This is a genomic window from Vulcanisaeta sp. JCM 16159, from assembly GCF_001316265.1.
GTDB lineage: Archaea > Thermoproteota > Thermoprotei > Thermoproteales > Thermocladiaceae > Vulcanisaeta.
Window position 1 is genome coordinate 170,166 of record NZ_BBDN01000004.1, and the last position, 18,858, is coordinate 189,023.

Consider the following 18,858-nt stretch of genomic DNA (forward strand, 5'->3'; position numbering starts at 1 on the left):
ACTAAATCTCATACTTAAAAGACCAAACATGCAAAGATCTACGTGAATAATTAATTAAAAGAAGTCTATAACATAATAAATATTAATAAAATATCATAAAACGTCCGCTATTTAATGCTTTATAGCAAATAATAAGGTCCATGCAGATGATCTTTACGGATTTGAAAAATAACTGGGCAATAGATCTATTAAGTATTTTAGGATTTTTAAATAACTATATTGAGGAAAATAAATTAATATTCTACATTTTAATTTTACCCGTATGGTCATAAATATCGGATCCGGCGCAAGCTAACTTTAACGGAAATAATAGGGGTCTCCAGGAATTATGATAAAGTTATAGTAAATGGTAATGCATTAAGTGCAATAGATCGGTCTCGGAGGATCCTTGAGGAGCTTATTCATGGCGATGTAAGGATCTATGGTGTTAATACGGGACTTGGTGACCTATATAACGTTACTGTCAACCCTGAGGATGTAGCTAAGTACTCACTGGAGATGCTCATTGATCATTCAACGGGTGTTGGTGATTATGCACCTGATGACTGGGTTCGGGCAACAATGCTCATTAGGCACATCAATTATCCCTGGGATATAGCGGTGTTAGGGATATCGTTGTAAACAGGTTAGTTGATTTTCTAAACATGAGAATAACGCCGTTAGTCCCTAGGTACGGCTCAGTGGGCGCCTCAGGAGACCTAGCGCCGCTGGCTCACATTGCATTAGCATTATTAGGTAGGGGCATGGTGAGGTACCAAGGTAAAATAATGTCTAGTGCTGAGGCCCTTAAGTTGGCTGGGCTTGATGAGTTAAGGCTTAGTTATAAGGAGGCGTTATCGCTAATTAATGGGACAAGTTATAGCACTGCCGTAGCCTCATTGGGTATTTGGGACACCTACCGATTATTACGGGCTGCAATAGCCGTTATGGCGTTAATGATTGAGGCGTCACGGGCAAGTACGGCACCGTTAGGCATTGAGGTAAATACCACTAAATTACATAAGGGTGAACTCGAGGTTGCAAGGGTCATTAGTGAATTAATAATTGATAGTAAGAACGTGAACACCAGCGGTAGGACCCAGGACCCATACTCAATAAGGTGCATACCCCAGGTACTTGGTTCGGTACTTGACGCGCTTAATTGGGCATTACATAATGTATTGAATGAGGCCAATTCTGTGAGTGATAATCCAATAATAATTAATAATAGTGTTTACTCAACCTGTCACTTCCACGGTCAATACATAGCCTTATCAACGGACTTACTTAATATGTCCCTTGCTGTTCTCGGCAATTTAATCGATAGACAAATCGCTCAATTACTTAGGAAGGAAATTAATGGCGTTAGTAATTACTTAACTAGTGGTCCTTGGCGTGTCGGTTTAATGCTAACCCAATATACGGCCGCCGCATTATCGGCAAGGCTTAGGGAGTTATCAACACCATCCACCGTACAGAACATACCAACCAGTGGTTTTCAGGAGGATGTTAACTCAATGAGTGCGAACTCGGCGATAAAGCTTCATGAAGTGAACTCATTAATTGCGCAGTTAATAGCCATACTCGCCTACGACGCCTACGTAGTGGCCAGCGCTAATAATGCATGCGAAAATTGCGGCAAAGTGACCGCCCACGTATATGGCATTATTAGTAAGTACGTGGCGGGTACTCAATCACATAGTGAGGCAACAACGAGGTTGATGAGTGCGATTGATGAGCTTTCAAGTCTCGTAAGCCTAAGGATTAATCCATCGTAACCGTAGACCCATCAAGCCTACCAATTATCACCCTGGAAACCCTCTTACCACTAAATACGCCAACCTCAACAACACCCGGCACCTCCCTGATTACCCTCTCCAAATCCTCAACATTAACTCCAGCCCTGGGCATGTAATCAATTATGTAATTGCCATTATCAGTCACCACAGGCCCCCTCTTACCACCACCAAACCTAAGCTCGGCCGTACCGCCAAGCTCCTCTAACCTCGCCTTAACTATGGTCCAGGCAAAGGGTATTACCTCAATAGGTATTGGGTGCTTACTCGGTATTGAATCAAACACCTTGGACTCATCAACGATTACCACGAACTCCCTAGCCCAATAATCAATTATCTTCTCCCTGGTCAGGGCGGCACCACCACCCTTAATCAGGTTCTTCCTCCTATCAACCTCATCAGCACCGTCAACAGCCACATCGACATGGTCAACCTGCCAGGGATAACGTAATAAATTAGCAAGACCTAGTCTCACCACCTCGATCTCGGTCTCTGTAGATGTTGGCACCAAAACCACATTATTAACGTCACCATTAATTATTAACTTATAAAGTTCCCTTAGAAAGACCATTGCCGTGGATCCGGTACCAACACCAATGACATAACCACTCCTAACGTACTTAAGGGCCTCCTTGGCCGCGGCCTCCCTCGCTATATCAACACCACTCACGTCATCTGTAATTAACCAATAAATTTAATGATTACCTGAATTAACAATTCTAACCAACTCCTCATTGCACCTAGTTGGGTCCTTGTTAAGGCATAGTCTAAGGGCCTCGGCAACCCTAACGGCATCCCTACTCTCACCAACATTGTGTGTCCTAACGGCATCAGCGCCCATGAGCACGGCAATGGCCTCGGCAGATACGGATGCGAACAACCTCTCCTCAGGTGATGCCCTCCTACGCATCAGCCTCTCAAGGAATGACTTTCTCGAAATACCAACAAGAACAGGCCTATTTAACTCACTCCTTATCCTATTAATATTCATTATAATTATTGAGTCCCAGGAATACCATGGTAAGTACCATCACCACGTATGTAATCGCCCCTTAACGGCTCACCACCAGTGAATATTGGATCCATACCCAGCGGAGGCCACGCACCGATACCAGGATCAATAACAATACTATCCTCATTAATGCCATTACTCAATACAATCTCCAAGCTCTCCCTCAGGCACCTATGGTCCTGCTGATAGGATCGCTGCCCTGACTTGGCCTTCTCTCTCTTGCCATGATGATCACTGATGCCTGGTGATTAGATATCACGCGGGCCATATCACCATCGCCCTTTAACCCAGTGACGTCATTAATAACGTCAGCACCCGCGTTCAACGCCTCCTCAGCAACCCTAGACCTAAATGTATCGACGGATATCGTTAATTCAGGAAACTCCCTCCTCAGGGCCTTAATCACTGGCAACACCCTACTCACCTCCTCATCAACACTAATCACGGTCTTATTATACGGCGCCGTGGACATTCCACCAACATCGATTATGTCAACACCGCCGGAGACCATGGCTTCGGCAGCCTTGAGTGCATCATCAACCGTCCTCCTCACCGAGCCCTTAAAGAACGACTCAGGCTAACATTAATAACCCCGACCAACCTAACGGGTTCACCATCCCCAACCCAAACACGGCCAAGCCTAGCCCTCGGCATGCTTAATTCCCTCAGTGAGCAAGGCTTATTATGTCCTAGATTTAAGGATTAGTGATGGATCTATCATTGGATGAGCAAATACTCATTTTAATTAGGGAAAGAGGCCCATTGACTGCTGAGGAAATAGCTTACTATCTAAGGAGGGATATTAAGGAGATTGCTGAGGAACTTCAGTACCTTGAGCATGATAAATTGATTACGAGGGTTAAGAGGGGCTTTATACTCAAGAAAGAGGCCTTTGACTTAACGCCAACAGGCCTTGAGGAGGCCCAAAAGGCCTATGAGAAGCTGAAAAGTATTTCGGAAAGAATAATCAGCCAAATAAATAACATGAGTGATGAGGAGCTTGAGGAAGTACTTAACCAATACGTTTCGATAATGCCACTAATAATACTCCTAAACCTAATACCGCTCGAACTATTGATGCTAATGGGCCTTGACATATTGCTGATAGGGCCAGTAATAATTCACGGCCATTAAATACCACGCATTAAAATGAGCATGTAGATTATATAACCAAGAAGCCCAATCACCGCCACGTCCCAGGTAAGCCTCCCCTTAACTACGTGGTAAAGCATTATAGAGGATACGGCCTCAACCACGATAACACTAATTAAAGCCTCAATATCCAAAGACCACCTAGTGACGATCAAGGCTATGGCTGGGTACACGGTTGAGTAAAGAACCTTCTCGCCAATTAACGCGGCAATAGCATAGTATCGCGCCCTCTCAAGGTCCATATAGCCGCGGTTATTGACTCAGGCAGTACCGTAGCCGTAGGCACGATTATTATCGATAAACCCATTACATTAAGCATGAGACTACGTGATAGGTCGATTATTCCCTCAACCATAACCCTAGAACCCACAAATAGTAGAGCTACGGAAATAGCAAGCTGAGTTGCGAGTAAAAGCTGTTCTCTAAGCCTTGATGTTCTAATGATCCTGAGCATGTAAAGTCCCTCGTAATCCTCAATAGCCAAGCCCTGCCTAACCCTCATTACATAAATATATAATAGGTAAATCACAAGTAGAAAAACCGCTATTACTAACCTAACCTGGGGTGAATTCATGAAAGCTGGTAGGAGAACCGTAGGGAAAAAACGCTACGACCACGATGAATGGCGCCACCAATACCCTATCAACCTCAAGAACCATGTCACTCCTGTAGTGCAGGTAAAACCCAATGATGGCGATAACAAAGATTATTGGGTATATTATAGTAGATACCACAAAGGGTTCCCCAATTACCGTACCCACGGCAACATCTTCACCAGAGACATTACCATAAAGCAGAAGGGCAACTAGAAACACTACAAGCTCAGGGAAGGATGTTAGAATTGGTGATAATACTGCACCAACGAAGGAAGCACCAACCCTATACCTGGAACTTACGTACTCCATGGTATTGGTAAAGAACCAACTACCAATAAGCACAGAAATAAATCCTCCAATAATATCCAAAGTAATTGTTAGCACCCCACTATCCCAAATTAAAATAATGCAAAAACAACATTTAATAAGCCCAATCCTAACAAGGTCTTTGATGAGTCTTCCCGCAACACTCTTCAAAAGATACGAACTACCACCACTACCATATTCAATAAATGCCCTTGAACCCCACATAAGTGGTCAGGTAATTGACATACACTATAACGGGCACCACAAGGGCTACGTAAACGGAGCCAACGCAACCATCGAGAGGCTAGAGAAGATCGTTAAGGGGGAGGTAACGAGCTACGACATACAGGGACTACTGAGGAACCTATTCTTCAATATAAACGGTCACAAACTCCACACACTTTATTGGCACTCAATGGCACCACCAGGCAAGGGAGGAGGAACACCAGGCGGCTACCTAGGCGACCTAATAAATAAGCAATTCGGAAGCTTCGAAAAGTTCAAGGCACTCTTCATGGAGGTCATGAGGTCACTGCCGGGCTGTGGATGGACCGTGCTATATTACGACCCAGAAACTGGAAACCTAGAATTCACAACCTTCGAAAACCACTACAACCAACACATCGCCGAGTTACCAGTCCTCCTAATAGTCGATGAATTCGAACATGCTTATTACCTCCAATATAAGAATAACAGGAATGGCTACATAGATGCCATTTGGAATGTGCTGAATTGGGAGGAGGCCGAAAATAGACTTAGGAAGTACATGAAGTAATACACAACAGAGTAAGGATCATCAAAATAAACCTTATTTTATTATCTATTTCCCTAATTACCATAAAATCATGCCTTATGAACCCACACTGCATTAATTATTATTGCTGATGCAAGCATGCTCGTCACATCATTGATGTCGAATGGCGGCGTGACCTCGACGACGTCGAAAATCTTAGGCGTTAATCTAGTGCTTAGCTCACGGATGAGCTTATTGCTTCTCTTGATGTAAAGCCTCCAGGTGATGGGCTATTAACGCCTGGTGCGAAGGCTGGGTCAACAACGTCGAGATTGATGCTTAGGTGAACCATCCTATTACCAACGTTATTCATGACCTCGTTAACCACGCATCAATGCCCATGGAATCAACCTGGTCAATGGTATACACATTAACACCCAATTTCTTAGCCTCATTAAACAGGTAGGGCGCGTTTGAGTGGGGCCTAACACCTATTATGGCTATGTAAGCGTCAGGGTCAACACCCCTAATCCACCTAATAACCTGCCCGCTCGTCAAGCCCTCAGTAACAACCTAACATCGGGGTGAGCATCAAGCAGGACATAGGCTAAGCCACCGCCAACAGCCTTCCTCAAGCCCCTAAAGGCCGCGTAGGACGTCGTACTATCACCACCAATCACGATTAACTCCCTAACGAGGCCTAGGGCCTCGCTAACCGTCTCCTCAACCCTACGCCAAGTCTCATTATGATCACCAACAACCACATCAACATCACCAAGATCAACAATAGAAACATTACTGAAGACGTATGGTGAGGAGTATAGCCAGGACCTAATCCTGGAGGGGGCAAGCCTAGAGCCGGGCCTTGTACCAACAGCCCCATCCCAGGGAACACCGAGAACACCAACATCACCACCGACCCAACCTCTCCTAATAACCTCGCCAATCCTGACATCACCAGGATCCTTAATGAACTTATACATGGACTCCCTAACAAACCGCATACAAAAATCAAGCAATGCCAATAGTATTAAAAGTACTACATCACGAACTAAACCCTAAGAACCTCAACACTTATCCTCTAAATAACAATATGAGGTGGGAACCACTTATTCAAGCTGTTTAAAACCTCAACAGCCCTAGCATGCTCCCTAGAATCCTCAACTATATAAAAATCAATGCATTAGTATCAATCACCGCCTCCAACATTCCTCATCAAACCCTCCTCAATGAGCCTGTTAATATCATCAATCGTTAACTCCCTACCCAACCTAATCATTGGTATCTCCTGAACAACCTTCTTAAGGATAATACGACCACCATCAACCTCAACACTCAGCAAATCGCCAACCTTAATATCAAGTCTCTCCCTAATGCCCGCGGGTATCGTAACCTGAAAATTCCTAGTAACCTTAACCAAGGTCTTCATAATAAACTAAATAATTACCTCTATAAAAGCATTAAAGGCATTTCTACTAAGTTAAAAATAAAGCTCGAGAATATTTCCGCATACTCTTAACTTCCTTACAATTAATTTATAATTATTATTATAACTCTAAGAATTTTTATCAATAATTTAGTTAATCTAGTTATAACTTTTAAATATTATTCCACATATAAATATTATAAGTAAGTGCAACAAGTCTTATTTTTGACATTTACGAATAGGCCTCGATAAATATGGCGACCCAGGCAACGGCAAAGATTGATTGGTCATCACTATGGAAGAAGGAGGATTGGTGGGCACTTTGGATTGGCCTCCTTATATTCTTTCTATCACTACCTGGTTATTATGGCATCTACCTCCTTGGTTGGGTGCCTAGGTCTCAGCGCCATGGCTGGACCCATCAAAAAGTATTATAATTGTTGGACAGACATTAACAATGACCAAGTCATATCCATGCTTAAACCCATTACTTAGCGTTCTCTTTCTCTACTTATTCCTATTAGCAATTTTAACATTCGCAGCATGGTTAATGGGCCATAACGTCAAGAGGTTTATGGCTGGCTTCACAATAATGTTCATACTAACCTTTGGTTTCTGGTGGATATTTGGATACGCCTACTTCAACGCTACGCCTGATCAATACGCGAAGCTTCGCATTACCTGGTCAATACCCGTGGGGGCAGACGGCATATTAATATACCTACTACTCGTGGGCCTATTCATATCTAACGTAGTATTTTACAGGAAGTTACCGGCGGTCTTAGAGACCGGGGCCAGGACTGAGTGGTATATAAAGACTGCCATAGTCCTCCTGGGAGCCTTAGTCGGCGCTTCATCGTTAAGGTACATATCATTAGCCGTTGGTCTCGTCGAAAGATCGCTGATCGCTATCATCGCTGCTTACTTAATTTACTGGCCAATCTCATACCTAGTATCCTATAAGGTGTTTAAATTAGATAATAAGTGGGCAGCAACACTTGCATCGGGCGTTAGTATATGCGGTGTATCCGCGGCCATAGCCACAGCCGCCGCAATAGGAGCTCCATCGATTGTGCCGGCCACCGTGGCATCAATAATTGTGCTATTCGCAGCGGTGGAGCTGGTGATACTGCCATTCGTGGCTGCTACGTTCTTAAAGTGGACGCCATACGCGGCCGGTGCCTGGATGGGCCTATCCGTTAAGACCGATGGTGCGGCTGCGGCAAGCGGTGCCTTGACCGACGCCCTAATTAGCGCCCAGCCGGGCCTTGCCATTTATAAGACTTGGGTATTAACAACGGCAGTCATGACTAAGGTATTTATTGATATATGGATTGGACTATGGGCATTCATATTAGCCGTAATATGGGTGACCAAAGTTGAAAGAAGACCTGGAGAAAGAGTTCCCATGATCCAGATTTGGTTTAGGTTTCCAAAGTTCGTACTTGGCTACTTAGCCACGTGGTTAATACTATGGGGCATAGGCTTCGCCGTGGGCGCGGTCACGGCATCTAAGTTCATGACTGGCGGCATAACACCGCAGACTGAACTATTTAGGTACTTCTTCTTCGCCCTAACCTTCATGTCAATAGGGCTAACGACCAGGTTCAAGACACTCGCTGAGATAAAGGCTGGGCGTATGATAGCCGCATACGTAGTATCACTAACAATCATAATACTAATAGCCCTAGGCCTATCAATAGCCTTCTTCGCAGGCTTACCACCACCCAAGTAAAAGGTGATGAACAATAACAAATCTTAAAATTAAAACCAATTTTAATTCCCTCCCACGAATAGCGCAGATTGAGGTATCAACATCATGTAATGCATCATGCATTTACTGCCCAAGGACAATACTAAGGAGTGAGTGGATTTCAAGGCTCATGGACTTAGGGCTATACCGTAAAGTGATAAGGGAGTTACTAAGTATGGGATCTATAAATTACGTGCATTTACAGGGATGGGGCGAACCACTTCTACATCCAAACCTTATGGATATGATCAACGAGATTCGGGGAAAGGTGGACTTTGGCCTAACAACAAATGGACTATTATTGAATGAGCATTATTCAAGTAGGTTAATTTCACTGGGAATTAACGTCATAGCCATAACCTTTGCAGGAGCTGAACCCTCAACACATAACGCCATAAGGATTGGCTGCGACTTTGGTACTCTCGTTAAAAACGTAGGAGGCTCATTAAGGTTAGAGAAAGATTAAGGAGCAGTACTAAGGTGATTGCGAGTTACATCGCATTATCTATGAATATTCATGAATTACCTGATTTCATCGAGCTCTGCCATAAATTAGGCATTGATGAGGTGGTTATTGATAACCTATCGTACGTATTAAATGAGAGTATGTTTGCATGGAGAACCTTTGCTGACCCCTTTGAACGGGAACCACGAACCTTCAAACGCATAATAAACATCACGCTAGAGAGAGCTAGGGAGTTAGGCATCAGGGTATTCGCCTACCCACTGAGTTGCTGGGAGCTCATTGAATGTCCGGAAAGACCCACTGAGAGTATATTCATAAACGTCAATGGCGACGTCTCACCATGCGTCTTCCTGAATCTACTAGTCAGGGGTAACGATATACCGCGGTGTTTTATGGGTAGGTGCTTCAAAACGAGGAAGGTGATTTTTGGGAATGTAAGTAATGAAGGCATTATTGGTATATGGGATAGTAAGGATTATAGGGATTTTAGGTCTAAATTCATTAGAAGGAAGTTCCAGGGACTTACTGTGGACTATAATATCGATCTAATGCCACCGAGTCAATGCATCACGTGTTATAGACTATACGGTATTTAACGCATTACCAATACTATGGTTTATAACTCCTCCTGGCCTTACCGTTGGGATCACCACCATCAATTCTCCAAACACCATTCCTAAAATCCCCAAAATAATGCCCAGGGAACCAGTAAGATAATCGCCAATTAAAACCTCACGCTCAACATCGGAAACAACTGCGTCAGAAAGCACAGGTGACGTTTCATAATCATCCCCAAGTATTGACGCGTAGATCGACGAAGGCAGTATATACAGCCTAGTTGGGCCGGCCACAGTACCGAATAACTGGATCCTACCCTCGATTAAGACCTTATCCCACAACCCAAGGCGCCTGGCCAAATTCACCGGTAACAATATCTGCGGTGTATTACTTTCAAACCACTATTAACAAGGGCTATCACGACCTCCTCCCTCCCTCGTCCTCAACCTTACCTGAATCCTCACCGCCAAGCTCAATCACACACGGATGCTTATAGGCAGGGTAAAGCCTACCAATCCTATTCACAATAATTAATTTAATAACCAAGTATGAAAACTTGATTGATCAGTTCTATGTTTTATCATTACGGAAAAACAAAAATACAACAAATTAATAACTCGCACTTAGATCAACATGTCGGTTCCCCAAAAGTACAGAGGCAGACCCATTGAGGAATTGATCTCGGCCGGTTATTATGACCCTGAGACCAGGACCGTCCACGCCATCACCGGCACAGAGCTTCATGTACGTAGCCGTGACTGGCAGCTTGAGGGTCCACTACGTATGCTCTTCCATGTGCTTGATCCCGCGGTTGCTAAGGACCCAAAGAACCTAGTTGTCTATGGTGGTACGGGTAAGGCTGCTCGCTCGTGGGATGACTTCGAGGCTATCGTGGATTCCCTACTCACGATGGATAGCGAGGACACACTGGTGATACAGAGCGGCCAGCCCGTGGCCATTTGGAGACTCAGCAAGCACACACCGAGGGTCTTAATGAGCAATGCCATGCTAGTACCCAAGTGGGCCGACTGGAAGATATTCTGGGAACTCGAGGCCAAGGGATTGATAAGCTTCCACCAGATGACGGCCGGTTGTTGGGCATACATTGGTACCCAGGGCATTCTCCAGGGGACCTATGAAACAATTGGGGCAGCCGCAGATAGGCACTTCGGCGGCTCGCTAGAGGGTAAGTTAGTGGTTAGTGCAGGGCTTGGCAACATGGGTGGTGCGCAGCCACTGGCCATCAAGATGCTTGGTGGCGTGGCCCTGATAGCGGATGTTGATAAGAGGATGATTCAGAGGATGATAGACACAGGCTACCTTGATACGTGGACGGATAGTCTGGACAAGGCCGTAGACATGGCACTCGACGCCAAGGAGAGGAGACAGGCAACAAGCATTGGTGTTCTCGCTAATGCCGTGGATCTCCTCGAGAAATTGGTTAAGGAGAATATAGTCCCCGACATACTCACAGACCAGACGCCCGCTCACGATCCATTGTCCTATGTACCCAGGGATTTACCGTGGAACAGGCAGAGCAATTAAGGAAGAGCGATCCGGAGAAGTACATACTATTGGCTAAGGAGACTATGAAGAAGCACGTGCAATTAATGCTCCAGTTACAGGCTAGGGGCGCCGTAACCTTCGAGTACGGCAACAACCTCAGGAAGCAGGCATATGATGCCGGCGTCGAGGATGCATTCAAGATACCCGGTCAAATGGAGTATATGAGACCATTGTTTGAGGAGGGCCGTGGACCATTCAGGTGGACAAGCCTAGTCGGTGATCCAAACGACATATACAAACTTGATGACGTATTAATAACATTGTTCGAGAAGAAGAACCCAAGACTTGTTAGGTGGATTAGGAATGCTCATCAGTACGTGAAGTTCCAGGGACTACCTGCTAGAGTCGTTTACCTAGGCTATGGAGAGAGGGCACTATTTGGTAAGATCGTTAGTGAGATGGTTAGGAAGGGCGAGCTGAGTGGGCCAATATGGTTCGGCAGAGACCACCTGGACAGTGGTTCTGTTGCGTCGCCTATAGGGAGACTGAGGGCATGCTTGACGGCTCAGACGCAATCGGGGACTGGCCAATACTGAACTACGCGCTAAACACAGCCGCTGGCGCAACCTGGACTTGCTTCCACCATGGCGGTGGTACGGGCATCGGCTTTAGTATTCATGCTGGCTTTGGCATGGTTGTTGATGGTACTGAGCTTGCCGAGGAGAAGGCCCTTAGGGTATTCACTGTTGATCCTGGCTCTGGTGTTGTTAGGCATGCCCACGCCGGCTACCCGAAGTCCCTAATGGTTGCTAGGGAGAGGGGTGTTAGGATACCAATCATTGATAAGCTTGAGGAGAAGAGTAGGCGTGTGATTGAGGAGGCGTATAGAGGGTAGGATTAGTAGGTTCACGTATGAGAGGGTTAAGAGGGACCTTGAGGAGTATGAGGCGAGGAAGCAAAACTATAGAAATACTTAATTACGGCCCCATGATAAGGCATTTCGCGGTTAAACCTGGCTGAATTTCATCCTTACTATTGGGTCTACTATCTCGTATTCACCGTGAGAGACCCTACTTATTATGTTCATTTTCATGAGGTTGTTTAATACTCTTTCGATTTCGCCTGGTGCAACATACTTATTGAGTCTTAGTGTTATGTATTCCCTAATTTCGTTAAATCGCTTCTTACCCCTGGCTATTGCCTCAAGTACTAATCCATAGTACGTGGATCTACCCAATAATGACCTTAGTTCATCATTAACGAGTTGCATGGCTCTCCTATATATTTCGTTGATGTTTGTTATTCCGCGTATCCTGCGTTGCCGTAGTACGTTAACCAACCAACAATGCCGTTAAGCTTATCGACAGCATCAAGTATTTCGTTCATTGTTATCTCGATTCCGTATTGCCTAAAGCCTGTTATTAGGAATTGAATTGATGCGTCTTTATTGAATGGGGCTATTGTTAATTCATCGATGAATCTTCCATAAAGTGGTGACTTGGGGTTTTCGAGCCCTAGGAAGTCGTGTAGTACTCCAACTTCGGAGCCTGTTAATATCACCTTAATATTGCTTAGGTTATCGTATGTATAGGCAAGTATTTGTGTGAGGTCGACCTTGCCAAACCCCTTTAACATCCTAAGTATTTGGGCCTCGTCTATCGCTACTACTAATTGGTCTAAGTTTTTGGATAAGGCATTTAGTAAGTCTGTCAAGTAAACGCTCCTCCAATCAACCTCAATATTAAGTTCAATGCCGCTACCGAATATGTTTATGCCTCGAATAATCTTCGCGATATTCCTAATGGTGTTCTCAAGGCGCCACTTAATGGATAACTCAGTTAGGCAATTCGATATTAATTGGTAGAACCTTCTTTTCGTGAAGTCATTCTCAAGAGCCCTAGCGTCAATGTAGCAATACGGTATGTTTGCTTCATTTAGGGCGACCCTAAGTACCGATGTCTTGCCGACACGCCTAATTCCGTATATTGCGAGGAACCTTGACCTACCCCTTATGAAATTTAGGATACTATCCACCTCGTTGTCTCTTCCGAAGAGGTCCTCCCTCCTCGTTTTTGGCTCTATATCGAATAACATGGAATACTCACCCCTGTGTATTATACACAGGGGTGCTTAAATCCCTGACTTAAATGGATCAGTTTTAAATATCCTCATTTAGTACTACCTTGGTGCAGGTAGATGAGCGGTAAGAGGGAGCTTTCCAAGCTTGAGGTTAAGGGCTTCGTTGGTTATATTAGGTACATTGCTTATTTAGGGACTTATGATGAGTATGTCAAGGGCTTGAGGAGGAATGACCACCTGGTTAAGGATCGTAATGAGAAGGGAGAATAACGAAGTCATCACATGCGCCCTAGCCAATACTGGATTTGAGGGTTTAGGACCTGATATACTAATGCCTATCAACGTTGCCCAGAGGCTTGGGCTTAACCTATCGGGTGGTACTGAGGTTTATGCCATACGTACGGCCTCAGGGGTTGCCCCAATATATCGTTTTAGGGAGAGTGTCAGTGTTAGGGTGTTGGTTAACGATAGGGATACGCCTATCGTTAGGTTAATGCCCATTGTTTCTGAGTCCGTGGATTACGTAATCCTTAGTGATAAGGCTTTAACGGAGTTAGGCATAGTGATTATTGATGCGAGTAATGGCATTTGGTGCTTTAGGGATGAGTTAGGAAGGGTCTTTAGGACCTCATGCACGCCTGATTAGGTTATTGCTATGTGCAGTAGTTGGTGTGCTATTGTGCCTATCGTGTATGTGGCTGCGGCTGCGCCTAGGGATAGTGCTATGTTCATGGCCATTGTATGGGCTATGCGGCCGCTCCCTGATATTGCCGTTAATAGGCGCTTATGGCTTGTGCAAGGGCCACGAGCACTATTGATACGTATAATGAGCCTACATTCCCAATTACGTGGCCGAGCGGTGGGAATGGCGCAATGACGAGTAATGCGCCTATTAGGTAGAATATGCCTGTGTATAGGGCTGACCTTCCAGGGCTCTCGAGTGCCTCCTCCGACAGTCCCACCTCGCTCATCTCAGTTATTTTCTTACTAATGTTTATGTCTGTTGATAGGCTAGGGGCTATCTCGCTGGCTGTCTTCTCGTCAATGCCCATCTTATTTAGGGCATCCTTAACTCTCTTCGTCCTGTCCTCCATGTCGAGGTTCTCAAGCTCTATGTCTATTTTCGATAACATGGTTTCCCTAATGTCCCTCTGGGCCTTTGTTGACATGTAGCTCCCACGGCCATTGAAAGCGTGCCCGCAGTACCAACTATTAAACCGGCTAGTGTTATGAGCATCGGGTCAGCGACGACGGGCGCCAAACCAGCCACTGCCGCTAGCACCTCCACTAGCCCATCACTCATTCCGTACATGGCATCCCTAATATTATCGATGAAAGCCTCGAACCTTGACTCCTCCTCCTTAAATACTTCCTCATGGGAAACCTCATCAAGTAATATCTCCCTGAGCCTATCGGTATACGGCCCAAGTGCCTTTCTCCTAACCATCTCGCCGTACCTCCTGATCGCCTCAACCTCGGCGCTCTCCCTCAATTTAACTAGGAACCCCAGCCCAAATAACCTCCTGATTAGTACCGAGTATATTACCGAGAATTTAGAGGGCTTTACGTTACTAACATCAATGCCCACTTGGCTTGCGATGTTTTTCCAGAACTCTGCGTGGCCGGTCTCGTACTGCGATAACTTAAGTAGTTCTTCTCTTAATTTGCTGTTGTTCTCAATTCTGGCTAAGGCTGCGTAGATCTCGGCATCCGTTAGCTCATCCCTATAATTCTCAACGATCTCATCCCTGCTAAGTCTGAGCTCCATCATAATCCTACGCAAGTACCTGCCTATTAAAAATCTATATTCTAGGATAATTTATAAAAGCAAGATTGAGGCTAACCATCGTATGGTATTCCCACTGGATAGTCTCCAGGACTATCAATTAATGTTTAAGCCGGAGCATGAAATGCTTAGGAAGAGCGTTAGGGAGTTTCTCGAGAGGGAGGTGGCGCCGCATGCGCTTGAGTTTGATGATAGGGATGAGGTACCCAGGGAAATACTGAGGAAGCTGGGTGAGCAGGGCTTATGGGGCATTGGGATTGACGAGAGCCTTGGCGGGCAAGGCGCGATACCGTATCTGCCGTGATATTAATGGAGGAGTTGAGCAGGGTAGCACCGCCCTTGGCCGTTATCCGCGGTACCAATGACTTGTTCGTGACACCATTACTCCTATTTGGTAGTGATGAGTTGAAGAGGAAGTATGTACCGCCAATAGCCAGGGGTGAGGCCTTTGGTGCTCATGCCATGACGGAGCCATGCTGTGGATCGGATGTTGCGGGCATTCAGACGAGGGCTGTTAAGAAGGGTGATAGGTGGGTTATTAATGGTAGGAAGATCTTCATTAGTAATGCTGACATTGCTGACTACATCATGGTCTTCGCAAGGACTAGTGAGCCGCAGCCCAATAGGCGTTGGTTTGGAATAACAGCTTCATTGTTGAGAAGGGGACGCCAGGCCTCAAGATTGGTGCTAAATTCGAGAAGAGGGGTTTGAGGGGTAGCCATGCAATGGAGGTTATTTTTGATGATGTCGAGGTTCCTGATGCGAATAGGGTTGGTGAGGTTGGCATGGGCTTCATAATAGCCATGGAGACTTACGACAGGACCAGGGTTGGAGTTGCGGCCCAGGCACTCGGCATGGCGCAGGCGCCTTTGAGAAGGCATTCCAGTACTCACTGCAGCGTACGGCCTTTGGTCAGTACCTGGCTAGCTTCGAGGCTATTCAATTCAGCCTTGCCGAGATGATGGCGGAGTTGATGACCGCCAGGTACCTGGTATACCTGGCCGCATACTTGGCTGACCAGGGTAGGGAGGAGTTCAAGTACGTGGCTAGTTTAGCGAAGTTCTACACCACGGAGGTTGCCGAGAAGATAGTGTCCAAGGCTATCGATGTACATGGAGGCGTCGGCGTCATCCATGAGACTGGCATTGAGAGGTTCCTTAGGGATGTTAAGATAACGGAGATTTACGAGGGCGCGAACAACATTCAGAGACTTGTGGCCTTTAGGCAGTTGGTGAGGACTCTGATGAAGAAGGGCATTGTAAGTCAAGATATTGCCAAGTCAATAACCTAAGTATCAACGATATTGACTAAAATATTACTTATTAAGAACTCATTTCTTAAGTCGTTAATGTAGCCCCTTCTAGACCGCGCATACTCTATTTCATCATGATCGATTATTGCTGTAAATACACCCTCAATCCCGAGATCGATGACTAACCTGTATTCACCATTTGGTGATGCCACAAAGCTGCCGCCGAGTACGTCACGTCCATCTGGGTATTTATACCCAGTGCCCATGGCCGAGGCGAAATATGTCGAGTTCTCAAAGGCTCTTACAAGACCTAGGCTTCTCCATAGGGACACCCTATCAACACTTATACTGCTTGGGTTGGCCACTAGGTCTACTTCGTGCTTAGCCAATAGCCTGGTTAGCTCGGGATACATAGCATCAACGCATATTATACAGCTAACTCGCCAGTCGTTCATTTTAATAATGCCAAGCCTATTGCCATTACTTATTCCTATCCTCTCGCCCGTTGCCCTGGATGGATAGATCTTCTCTGAATAATTGATAAGCCCCTTTTCATTGACCATGGGGCATATACTCACGTTCTTATTATTGATGCTAACGTAGGCCGCACCACCAATTATTAAGGCACCTACCTCATTGGCGAGCTCCCTGAGTAGGCTAACGTACTCGTTGAATTCCTCATTACTGAATATCCTTATTCCAATCCAATTCTCAGGCAGAATTATTAGGTCGGTTGTTACGTCCCTAATCCTAGACCTTAACCATTCAATGCCCTCGTTATAATTATTAAATCTCCTAGTCTGGGCAATGGTCACCCTGAGACTGCGCATAATTAACCCGTTACTAGGTCCTCATTGCTCAAAAAGACCTCGTTAATATTATGCTCGGATAATACTGACCTTCTAAGGTCCTTAAACATGTAGAGACTACCTGGGTACTTCCTATAACCAAGCCTCCTATAGTACTCTCTAACGCCCACGCCCGATATAACGAACATCCTATAGGCATTGAATTCCTCAAGGCTATGTGCTCGGCCCTCGCCATCAACGCCCTACCAATACCACGGTGCTGCCACCAGAATAGGTCCGTCGCCCTACTACCAATTGGTAGCTCAGGCCCATAAACATGCAACTCCCTAATTAGGCTGCCCTACCAATCCTAATCTCAGGCCTATGCGCATTATTGCTTGGTATCCTAAGTCTCAGTATTCCATAGAGTGTGTCGTCATCATCGATCGCCTCCAGGAAGATCTCATGGCCGCCGGATGCCTCATAATCAATCCTATTAATCATTAACTTCCTGGGCATTGGCACTAGGCCCTTCTTTACGTACTTATGGCCAACCTCACGGCACCTAATCTCCACGCATTTAAGGCCTAGCCTCTCCATGTCACTAAGCACGACCTCCCTCATATTACCTATCTTCGGACCATCAACAATCCAGTGAAGTGGTATGTCCCTGCCAAACCTCATAACCCTAACCCACCTGGGTATTGATGCCATGATATTAGCCAATAACCAATGCCAAGTCTCCTCATCATAACTCCTATATAGACCCTTCAACCACTCCTCGTATAACTCCGTGTCCTTAACAACGAAGGTTGGGTAAACCTTAACGCAATCAGGCATGAAGCTTGGGTCACTGAATATTGTCTTAACCATCTCGAGATCCCTATCTGGTGTTGAGCCAGGGAGCCCAGGCATTATGTGGTAGCAGACCTTGTAGGCAGCGTCCTTCAAGTACTGCGTTGCTTCAATAGTCTCCTTAACACCGTGGCCCCTCTTAACCCTCTTTAGGATGTCATCATAAATCGATTGAACACCAATCTCGACTCTGGTGAAGCCGAGTCTGAGCATCAGGTCTATGTGCCTCGGTCTTGCGAAGTCAGGCCTTGTCTCAAGTTCAAGGGCCACAACCCTAATCCTGGCTCTCTCATTTCGTCTATGCTCATATTCAATGTTGGGGTTGTCAATGGATCCCGTGCTTACCATTGGGTAATCATTAATGGCCTTGAACGCATTACCAATGAACCACGTTAAGTATGACTCAGGCAGTGATGTTATTGTACCACCCATTATAATTAACTCGACCTTGGATACCGGGTGATGGAGGGCCTCGTACTGCCTTATCCTAGCCACGACTTGCTTGTATGGGTCGTAGTTCAGTGGGGCGGCCCTGAGGACCACGGGTGAGTCTGGTAGGTAGCTCTTTGGTGTGTTGGTCTTCTTCCCGCCGGGGCAGTACGTGCAGTTGAATGGGCATGCCACGGGCTCGACCATTATGGCAATTGGGACTACCCCTGATATGGTCCTTGTGGGCTTTAACCTATTGAGTAAGACATTAACGCTACCCATTACCTGTAGTTAAGGCTTTATGGGATTTAAAACGCTTTTATCAAGCCATTTAATTCAAATGTAATTCGATAATAATCACATCATAGGTTTTTAAATCAAGAGAG

Annotated in this window: 23 protein-coding genes and 6 pseudogenes; 11 read left to right on the top strand and 18 right to left on the bottom strand. The window is 45.5% G+C overall.

Features of this window, described 5'->3' with window-relative positions:
* The first annotated feature begins 339 nt into the window (after window positions 1-339).
* Window positions 340-1,757 (top strand): annotated as a pseudogene (locus JCM16159_RS05200) (aromatic amino acid ammonia-lyase).
* Here JCM16159_RS05200 and rpiA read toward each other — a convergent pair.
* Genes rpiA through JCM16159_RS14920 form a run of 4 tightly spaced genes read right to left on the bottom strand, consistent with a single transcriptional unit; the run spans window position 1,744 to window position 3,340 of the window.
* Window positions 1,744-2,445, bottom strand: a complete 702-nt coding sequence (gene rpiA, locus JCM16159_RS05205; RefSeq protein ID WP_054857154.1) for a ribose-5-phosphate isomerase RpiA — start codon at window positions 2,443-2,445, stop codon at window positions 1,744-1,746. The pseudogene JCM16159_RS05200 and the gene rpiA sit on opposite strands and share 14 nt — an antisense overlap.
* Before the next feature lie 24 nt (window positions 2,446-2,469).
* Window positions 2,470-2,766 carry a dihydropteroate synthase gene (locus tag JCM16159_RS14910; protein ID WP_243665976.1) on the bottom strand — a complete coding sequence of 99 codons (297 nt, stop codon included), beginning with the start codon at window positions 2,764-2,766 and terminating at the stop codon, window positions 2,470-2,472.
* Between the two features lie 5 nt (window positions 2,767-2,771).
* The gene (locus JCM16159_RS14915; RefSeq protein ID WP_243665977.1) at window positions 2,772-2,942 is read right to left on the bottom strand and encodes a hypothetical protein; all 171 of its coding nucleotides are present in this window, start codon (window positions 2,940-2,942) and stop codon (window positions 2,772-2,774) included.
* A gap of 8 nt (window positions 2,943-2,950) precedes the next feature.
* A complete protein-coding gene (locus tag JCM16159_RS14920) occupies window positions 2,951-3,340 on the bottom strand; it encodes a dihydropteroate synthase (protein ID WP_243665978.1) in 390 nt (129 codons plus the stop codon).
* 155 nt (window positions 3,341-3,495) lie between these two features.
* Here JCM16159_RS14920 and JCM16159_RS05215 point away from each other — a divergent pair, with 155 nt between their 5' ends.
* Window positions 3,496-3,921: a hypothetical protein gene (locus tag JCM16159_RS05215; RefSeq protein WP_054857155.1), complete on the top strand. Its 426-nt coding sequence runs from the start codon at window positions 3,496-3,498 to the stop codon at window positions 3,919-3,921.
* Here the strand turns inward: JCM16159_RS05215 and JCM16159_RS14925 are convergent.
* Genes JCM16159_RS14925 through JCM16159_RS18685 form a run of 3 tightly spaced genes read right to left on the bottom strand, consistent with a single transcriptional unit; the run spans window position 3,918 to window position 5,066 of the window.
* Window positions 3,918-4,181, bottom strand: a complete 264-nt coding sequence (locus JCM16159_RS14925; protein ID WP_243665979.1) for a hypothetical protein — start codon at window positions 4,179-4,181, stop codon at window positions 3,918-3,920. The genes JCM16159_RS05215 and JCM16159_RS14925 overlap by 4 nt on opposite strands.
* On the bottom strand, window positions 4,139-4,513 hold the full coding sequence (locus tag JCM16159_RS14930) for a hypothetical protein (protein WP_243665980.1): 375 nt from the start codon (window positions 4,511-4,513) through the stop codon (window positions 4,139-4,141). The genes JCM16159_RS14925 and JCM16159_RS14930 overlap by 43 nt, the downstream gene beginning before the upstream one ends.
* Complete coding sequence (locus tag JCM16159_RS18685) at window positions 4,494-5,066, bottom strand: hypothetical protein (RefSeq protein ID WP_367834297.1); 573 nt, start codon at window positions 5,064-5,066, stop codon at window positions 4,494-4,496. Before JCM16159_RS18685 ends, JCM16159_RS14930 begins: the two co-directional genes overlap by 20 nt.
* On the opposite strand from JCM16159_RS18685, the gene JCM16159_RS05225 reads away from it, so the two are divergent.
* Window positions 4,987-5,616 (top strand): superoxide dismutase, encoded by a 630-nt coding sequence (locus JCM16159_RS05225; RefSeq protein ID WP_054857156.1) that lies wholly within the window; start codon window positions 4,987-4,989, stop codon window positions 5,614-5,616. The genes JCM16159_RS18685 and JCM16159_RS05225 overlap by 80 nt on opposite strands.
* 68 nt (window positions 5,617-5,684) lie before the next feature.
* Here the strand turns inward: JCM16159_RS05225 and JCM16159_RS18690 are convergent.
* The 4 genes and pseudogenes from JCM16159_RS18690 to JCM16159_RS05235 all read right to left on the bottom strand — a co-directional run bounded on the left by JCM16159_RS18690 (window position 5,685) and on the right by JCM16159_RS05235 (window position 7,003).
* Window positions 5,685-5,947, bottom strand: a pseudogene (locus tag JCM16159_RS18690) (arginase family protein).
* Window positions 5,944-6,132, bottom strand: a complete 189-nt coding sequence (locus JCM16159_RS14950) for a hypothetical protein (protein WP_243665983.1) — start codon at window positions 6,130-6,132, stop codon at window positions 5,944-5,946. The pseudogene JCM16159_RS18690 and the gene JCM16159_RS14950 overlap by 4 nt, the downstream one beginning before the upstream one ends.
* Window positions 6,129-6,578: an arginase family protein gene (locus tag JCM16159_RS14955; protein WP_243665984.1), complete on the bottom strand. Its 450-nt coding sequence runs from the start codon at window positions 6,576-6,578 to the stop codon at window positions 6,129-6,131. The genes JCM16159_RS14950 and JCM16159_RS14955 overlap by 4 nt, the downstream gene beginning before the upstream one ends.
* Before the next feature lie 185 nt (window positions 6,579-6,763).
* On the bottom strand, window positions 6,764-7,003 hold the full coding sequence (locus JCM16159_RS05235; RefSeq protein WP_054857157.1) for an AbrB/MazE/SpoVT family DNA-binding domain-containing protein: 240 nt from the start codon (window positions 7,001-7,003) through the stop codon (window positions 6,764-6,766).
* 251 nt (window positions 7,004-7,254) lie between these two features.
* Between JCM16159_RS05235 and JCM16159_RS14960 the strand changes: the two genes are divergently transcribed.
* The 4 genes from JCM16159_RS14960 (at window position 7,255) to JCM16159_RS05250 (ending at window position 9,815) form a co-directional block, all read left to right on the top strand.
* On the top strand, window positions 7,255-7,437 hold the full coding sequence (locus JCM16159_RS14960; RefSeq protein ID WP_243665985.1) for a hypothetical protein: 183 nt from the start codon (window positions 7,255-7,257) through the stop codon (window positions 7,435-7,437).
* A gap of 113 nt (window positions 7,438-7,550) precedes the next feature.
* Window positions 7,551-8,735, top strand: a complete 1,185-nt coding sequence (locus JCM16159_RS05240) for a putative sulfate exporter family transporter (RefSeq protein ID WP_243665986.1) — start codon at window positions 7,551-7,553, stop codon at window positions 8,733-8,735.
* 118 nt (window positions 8,736-8,853) lie between these two features.
* Window positions 8,854-9,219, top strand: a complete 366-nt coding sequence (locus tag JCM16159_RS14965) for a radical SAM protein (RefSeq protein ID WP_243666033.1) — start codon at window positions 8,854-8,856, stop codon at window positions 9,217-9,219.
* A gap of 14 nt (window positions 9,220-9,233) precedes the next feature.
* The gene (locus JCM16159_RS05250; RefSeq protein ID WP_054857159.1) at window positions 9,234-9,815 is read left to right on the top strand and encodes an SPASM domain-containing protein; all 582 of its coding nucleotides are present in this window, start codon (window positions 9,234-9,236) and stop codon (window positions 9,813-9,815) included.
* Here JCM16159_RS05250 and JCM16159_RS05255 read toward each other — a convergent pair.
* The gene (locus tag JCM16159_RS05255) at window positions 9,801-10,142 is read right to left on the bottom strand and encodes a hypothetical protein (RefSeq protein WP_243665987.1); all 342 of its coding nucleotides are present in this window, start codon (window positions 10,140-10,142) and stop codon (window positions 9,801-9,803) included. The two genes, JCM16159_RS05250 and JCM16159_RS05255, sit on opposite strands and share 15 nt — an antisense overlap.
* Window positions 10,143-10,194: 52 nt before the next feature.
* A complete protein-coding gene (locus JCM16159_RS18695; RefSeq protein WP_367834298.1) occupies window positions 10,195-10,323 on the bottom strand; it encodes a hypothetical protein in 129 nt (42 codons plus the stop codon).
* Between the two features lie 87 nt (window positions 10,324-10,410).
* Here JCM16159_RS18695 and JCM16159_RS18700 point away from each other — a divergent pair.
* Window positions 10,411-12,178 (top strand): annotated as a pseudogene (locus JCM16159_RS18700) (urocanate hydratase).
* A 111-nt stretch (window positions 12,179-12,289) separates the two neighbouring features.
* Here the strand turns inward: JCM16159_RS18700 and JCM16159_RS05265 are convergent.
* A complete protein-coding gene (locus JCM16159_RS05265; RefSeq protein ID WP_243665988.1) occupies window positions 12,290-12,622 on the bottom strand; it encodes a hypothetical protein in 333 nt (110 codons plus the stop codon).
* Window positions 12,583-13,377, bottom strand: a complete 795-nt coding sequence (locus JCM16159_RS05270) for an ATP-binding protein (RefSeq protein ID WP_054857162.1) — start codon at window positions 13,375-13,377, stop codon at window positions 12,583-12,585. The genes JCM16159_RS05265 and JCM16159_RS05270 overlap by 40 nt, the downstream gene beginning before the upstream one ends.
* Window positions 13,378-13,479: 102 nt before the next feature.
* Here JCM16159_RS05270 and JCM16159_RS14980 point away from each other — a divergent pair, with 102 nt between their 5' ends.
* Window positions 13,480-13,632 (top strand): hypothetical protein, encoded by a 153-nt coding sequence (locus tag JCM16159_RS14980; RefSeq protein WP_243665989.1) that lies wholly within the window; start codon window positions 13,480-13,482, stop codon window positions 13,630-13,632.
* Window positions 13,616-14,008, top strand: a complete 393-nt coding sequence (locus tag JCM16159_RS05275; RefSeq protein WP_054857163.1) for a hypothetical protein — start codon at window positions 13,616-13,618, stop codon at window positions 14,006-14,008. Before JCM16159_RS14980 ends, JCM16159_RS05275 begins: the two co-directional genes overlap by 17 nt.
* Before the next feature lie 127 nt (window positions 14,009-14,135).
* On the opposite strand, the pseudogene JCM16159_RS14990 reads toward JCM16159_RS05275, so the two are convergent.
* Window positions 14,136-15,133, bottom strand: a pseudogene (locus JCM16159_RS14990) (VIT1/CCC1 transporter family protein).
* 79 nt (window positions 15,134-15,212) lie between these two features.
* On the opposite strand from JCM16159_RS14990, the pseudogene JCM16159_RS05285 reads away from it, so the two are divergent.
* Window positions 15,213-16,439 (top strand): annotated as a pseudogene (locus tag JCM16159_RS05285) (acyl-CoA dehydrogenase family protein).
* On the opposite strand, the gene JCM16159_RS05290 reads toward JCM16159_RS05285, so the two are convergent.
* Together JCM16159_RS05290 and JCM16159_RS05295 are read right to left on the bottom strand one after the other, a co-directional pair.
* The gene (locus JCM16159_RS05290; protein WP_243665992.1) at window positions 16,436-17,215 is read right to left on the bottom strand and encodes a carbon-nitrogen hydrolase family protein; all 780 of its coding nucleotides are present in this window, start codon (window positions 17,213-17,215) and stop codon (window positions 16,436-16,438) included. The pseudogene JCM16159_RS05285 and the gene JCM16159_RS05290 overlap by 4 nt on opposite strands.
* Before the next feature lie 17 nt (window positions 17,216-17,232).
* Window positions 17,233-18,754: pseudogene (locus tag JCM16159_RS05295) on the bottom strand (elongator complex protein 3).
* Window positions 18,755-18,858: the final 104 nt, after the last annotated feature.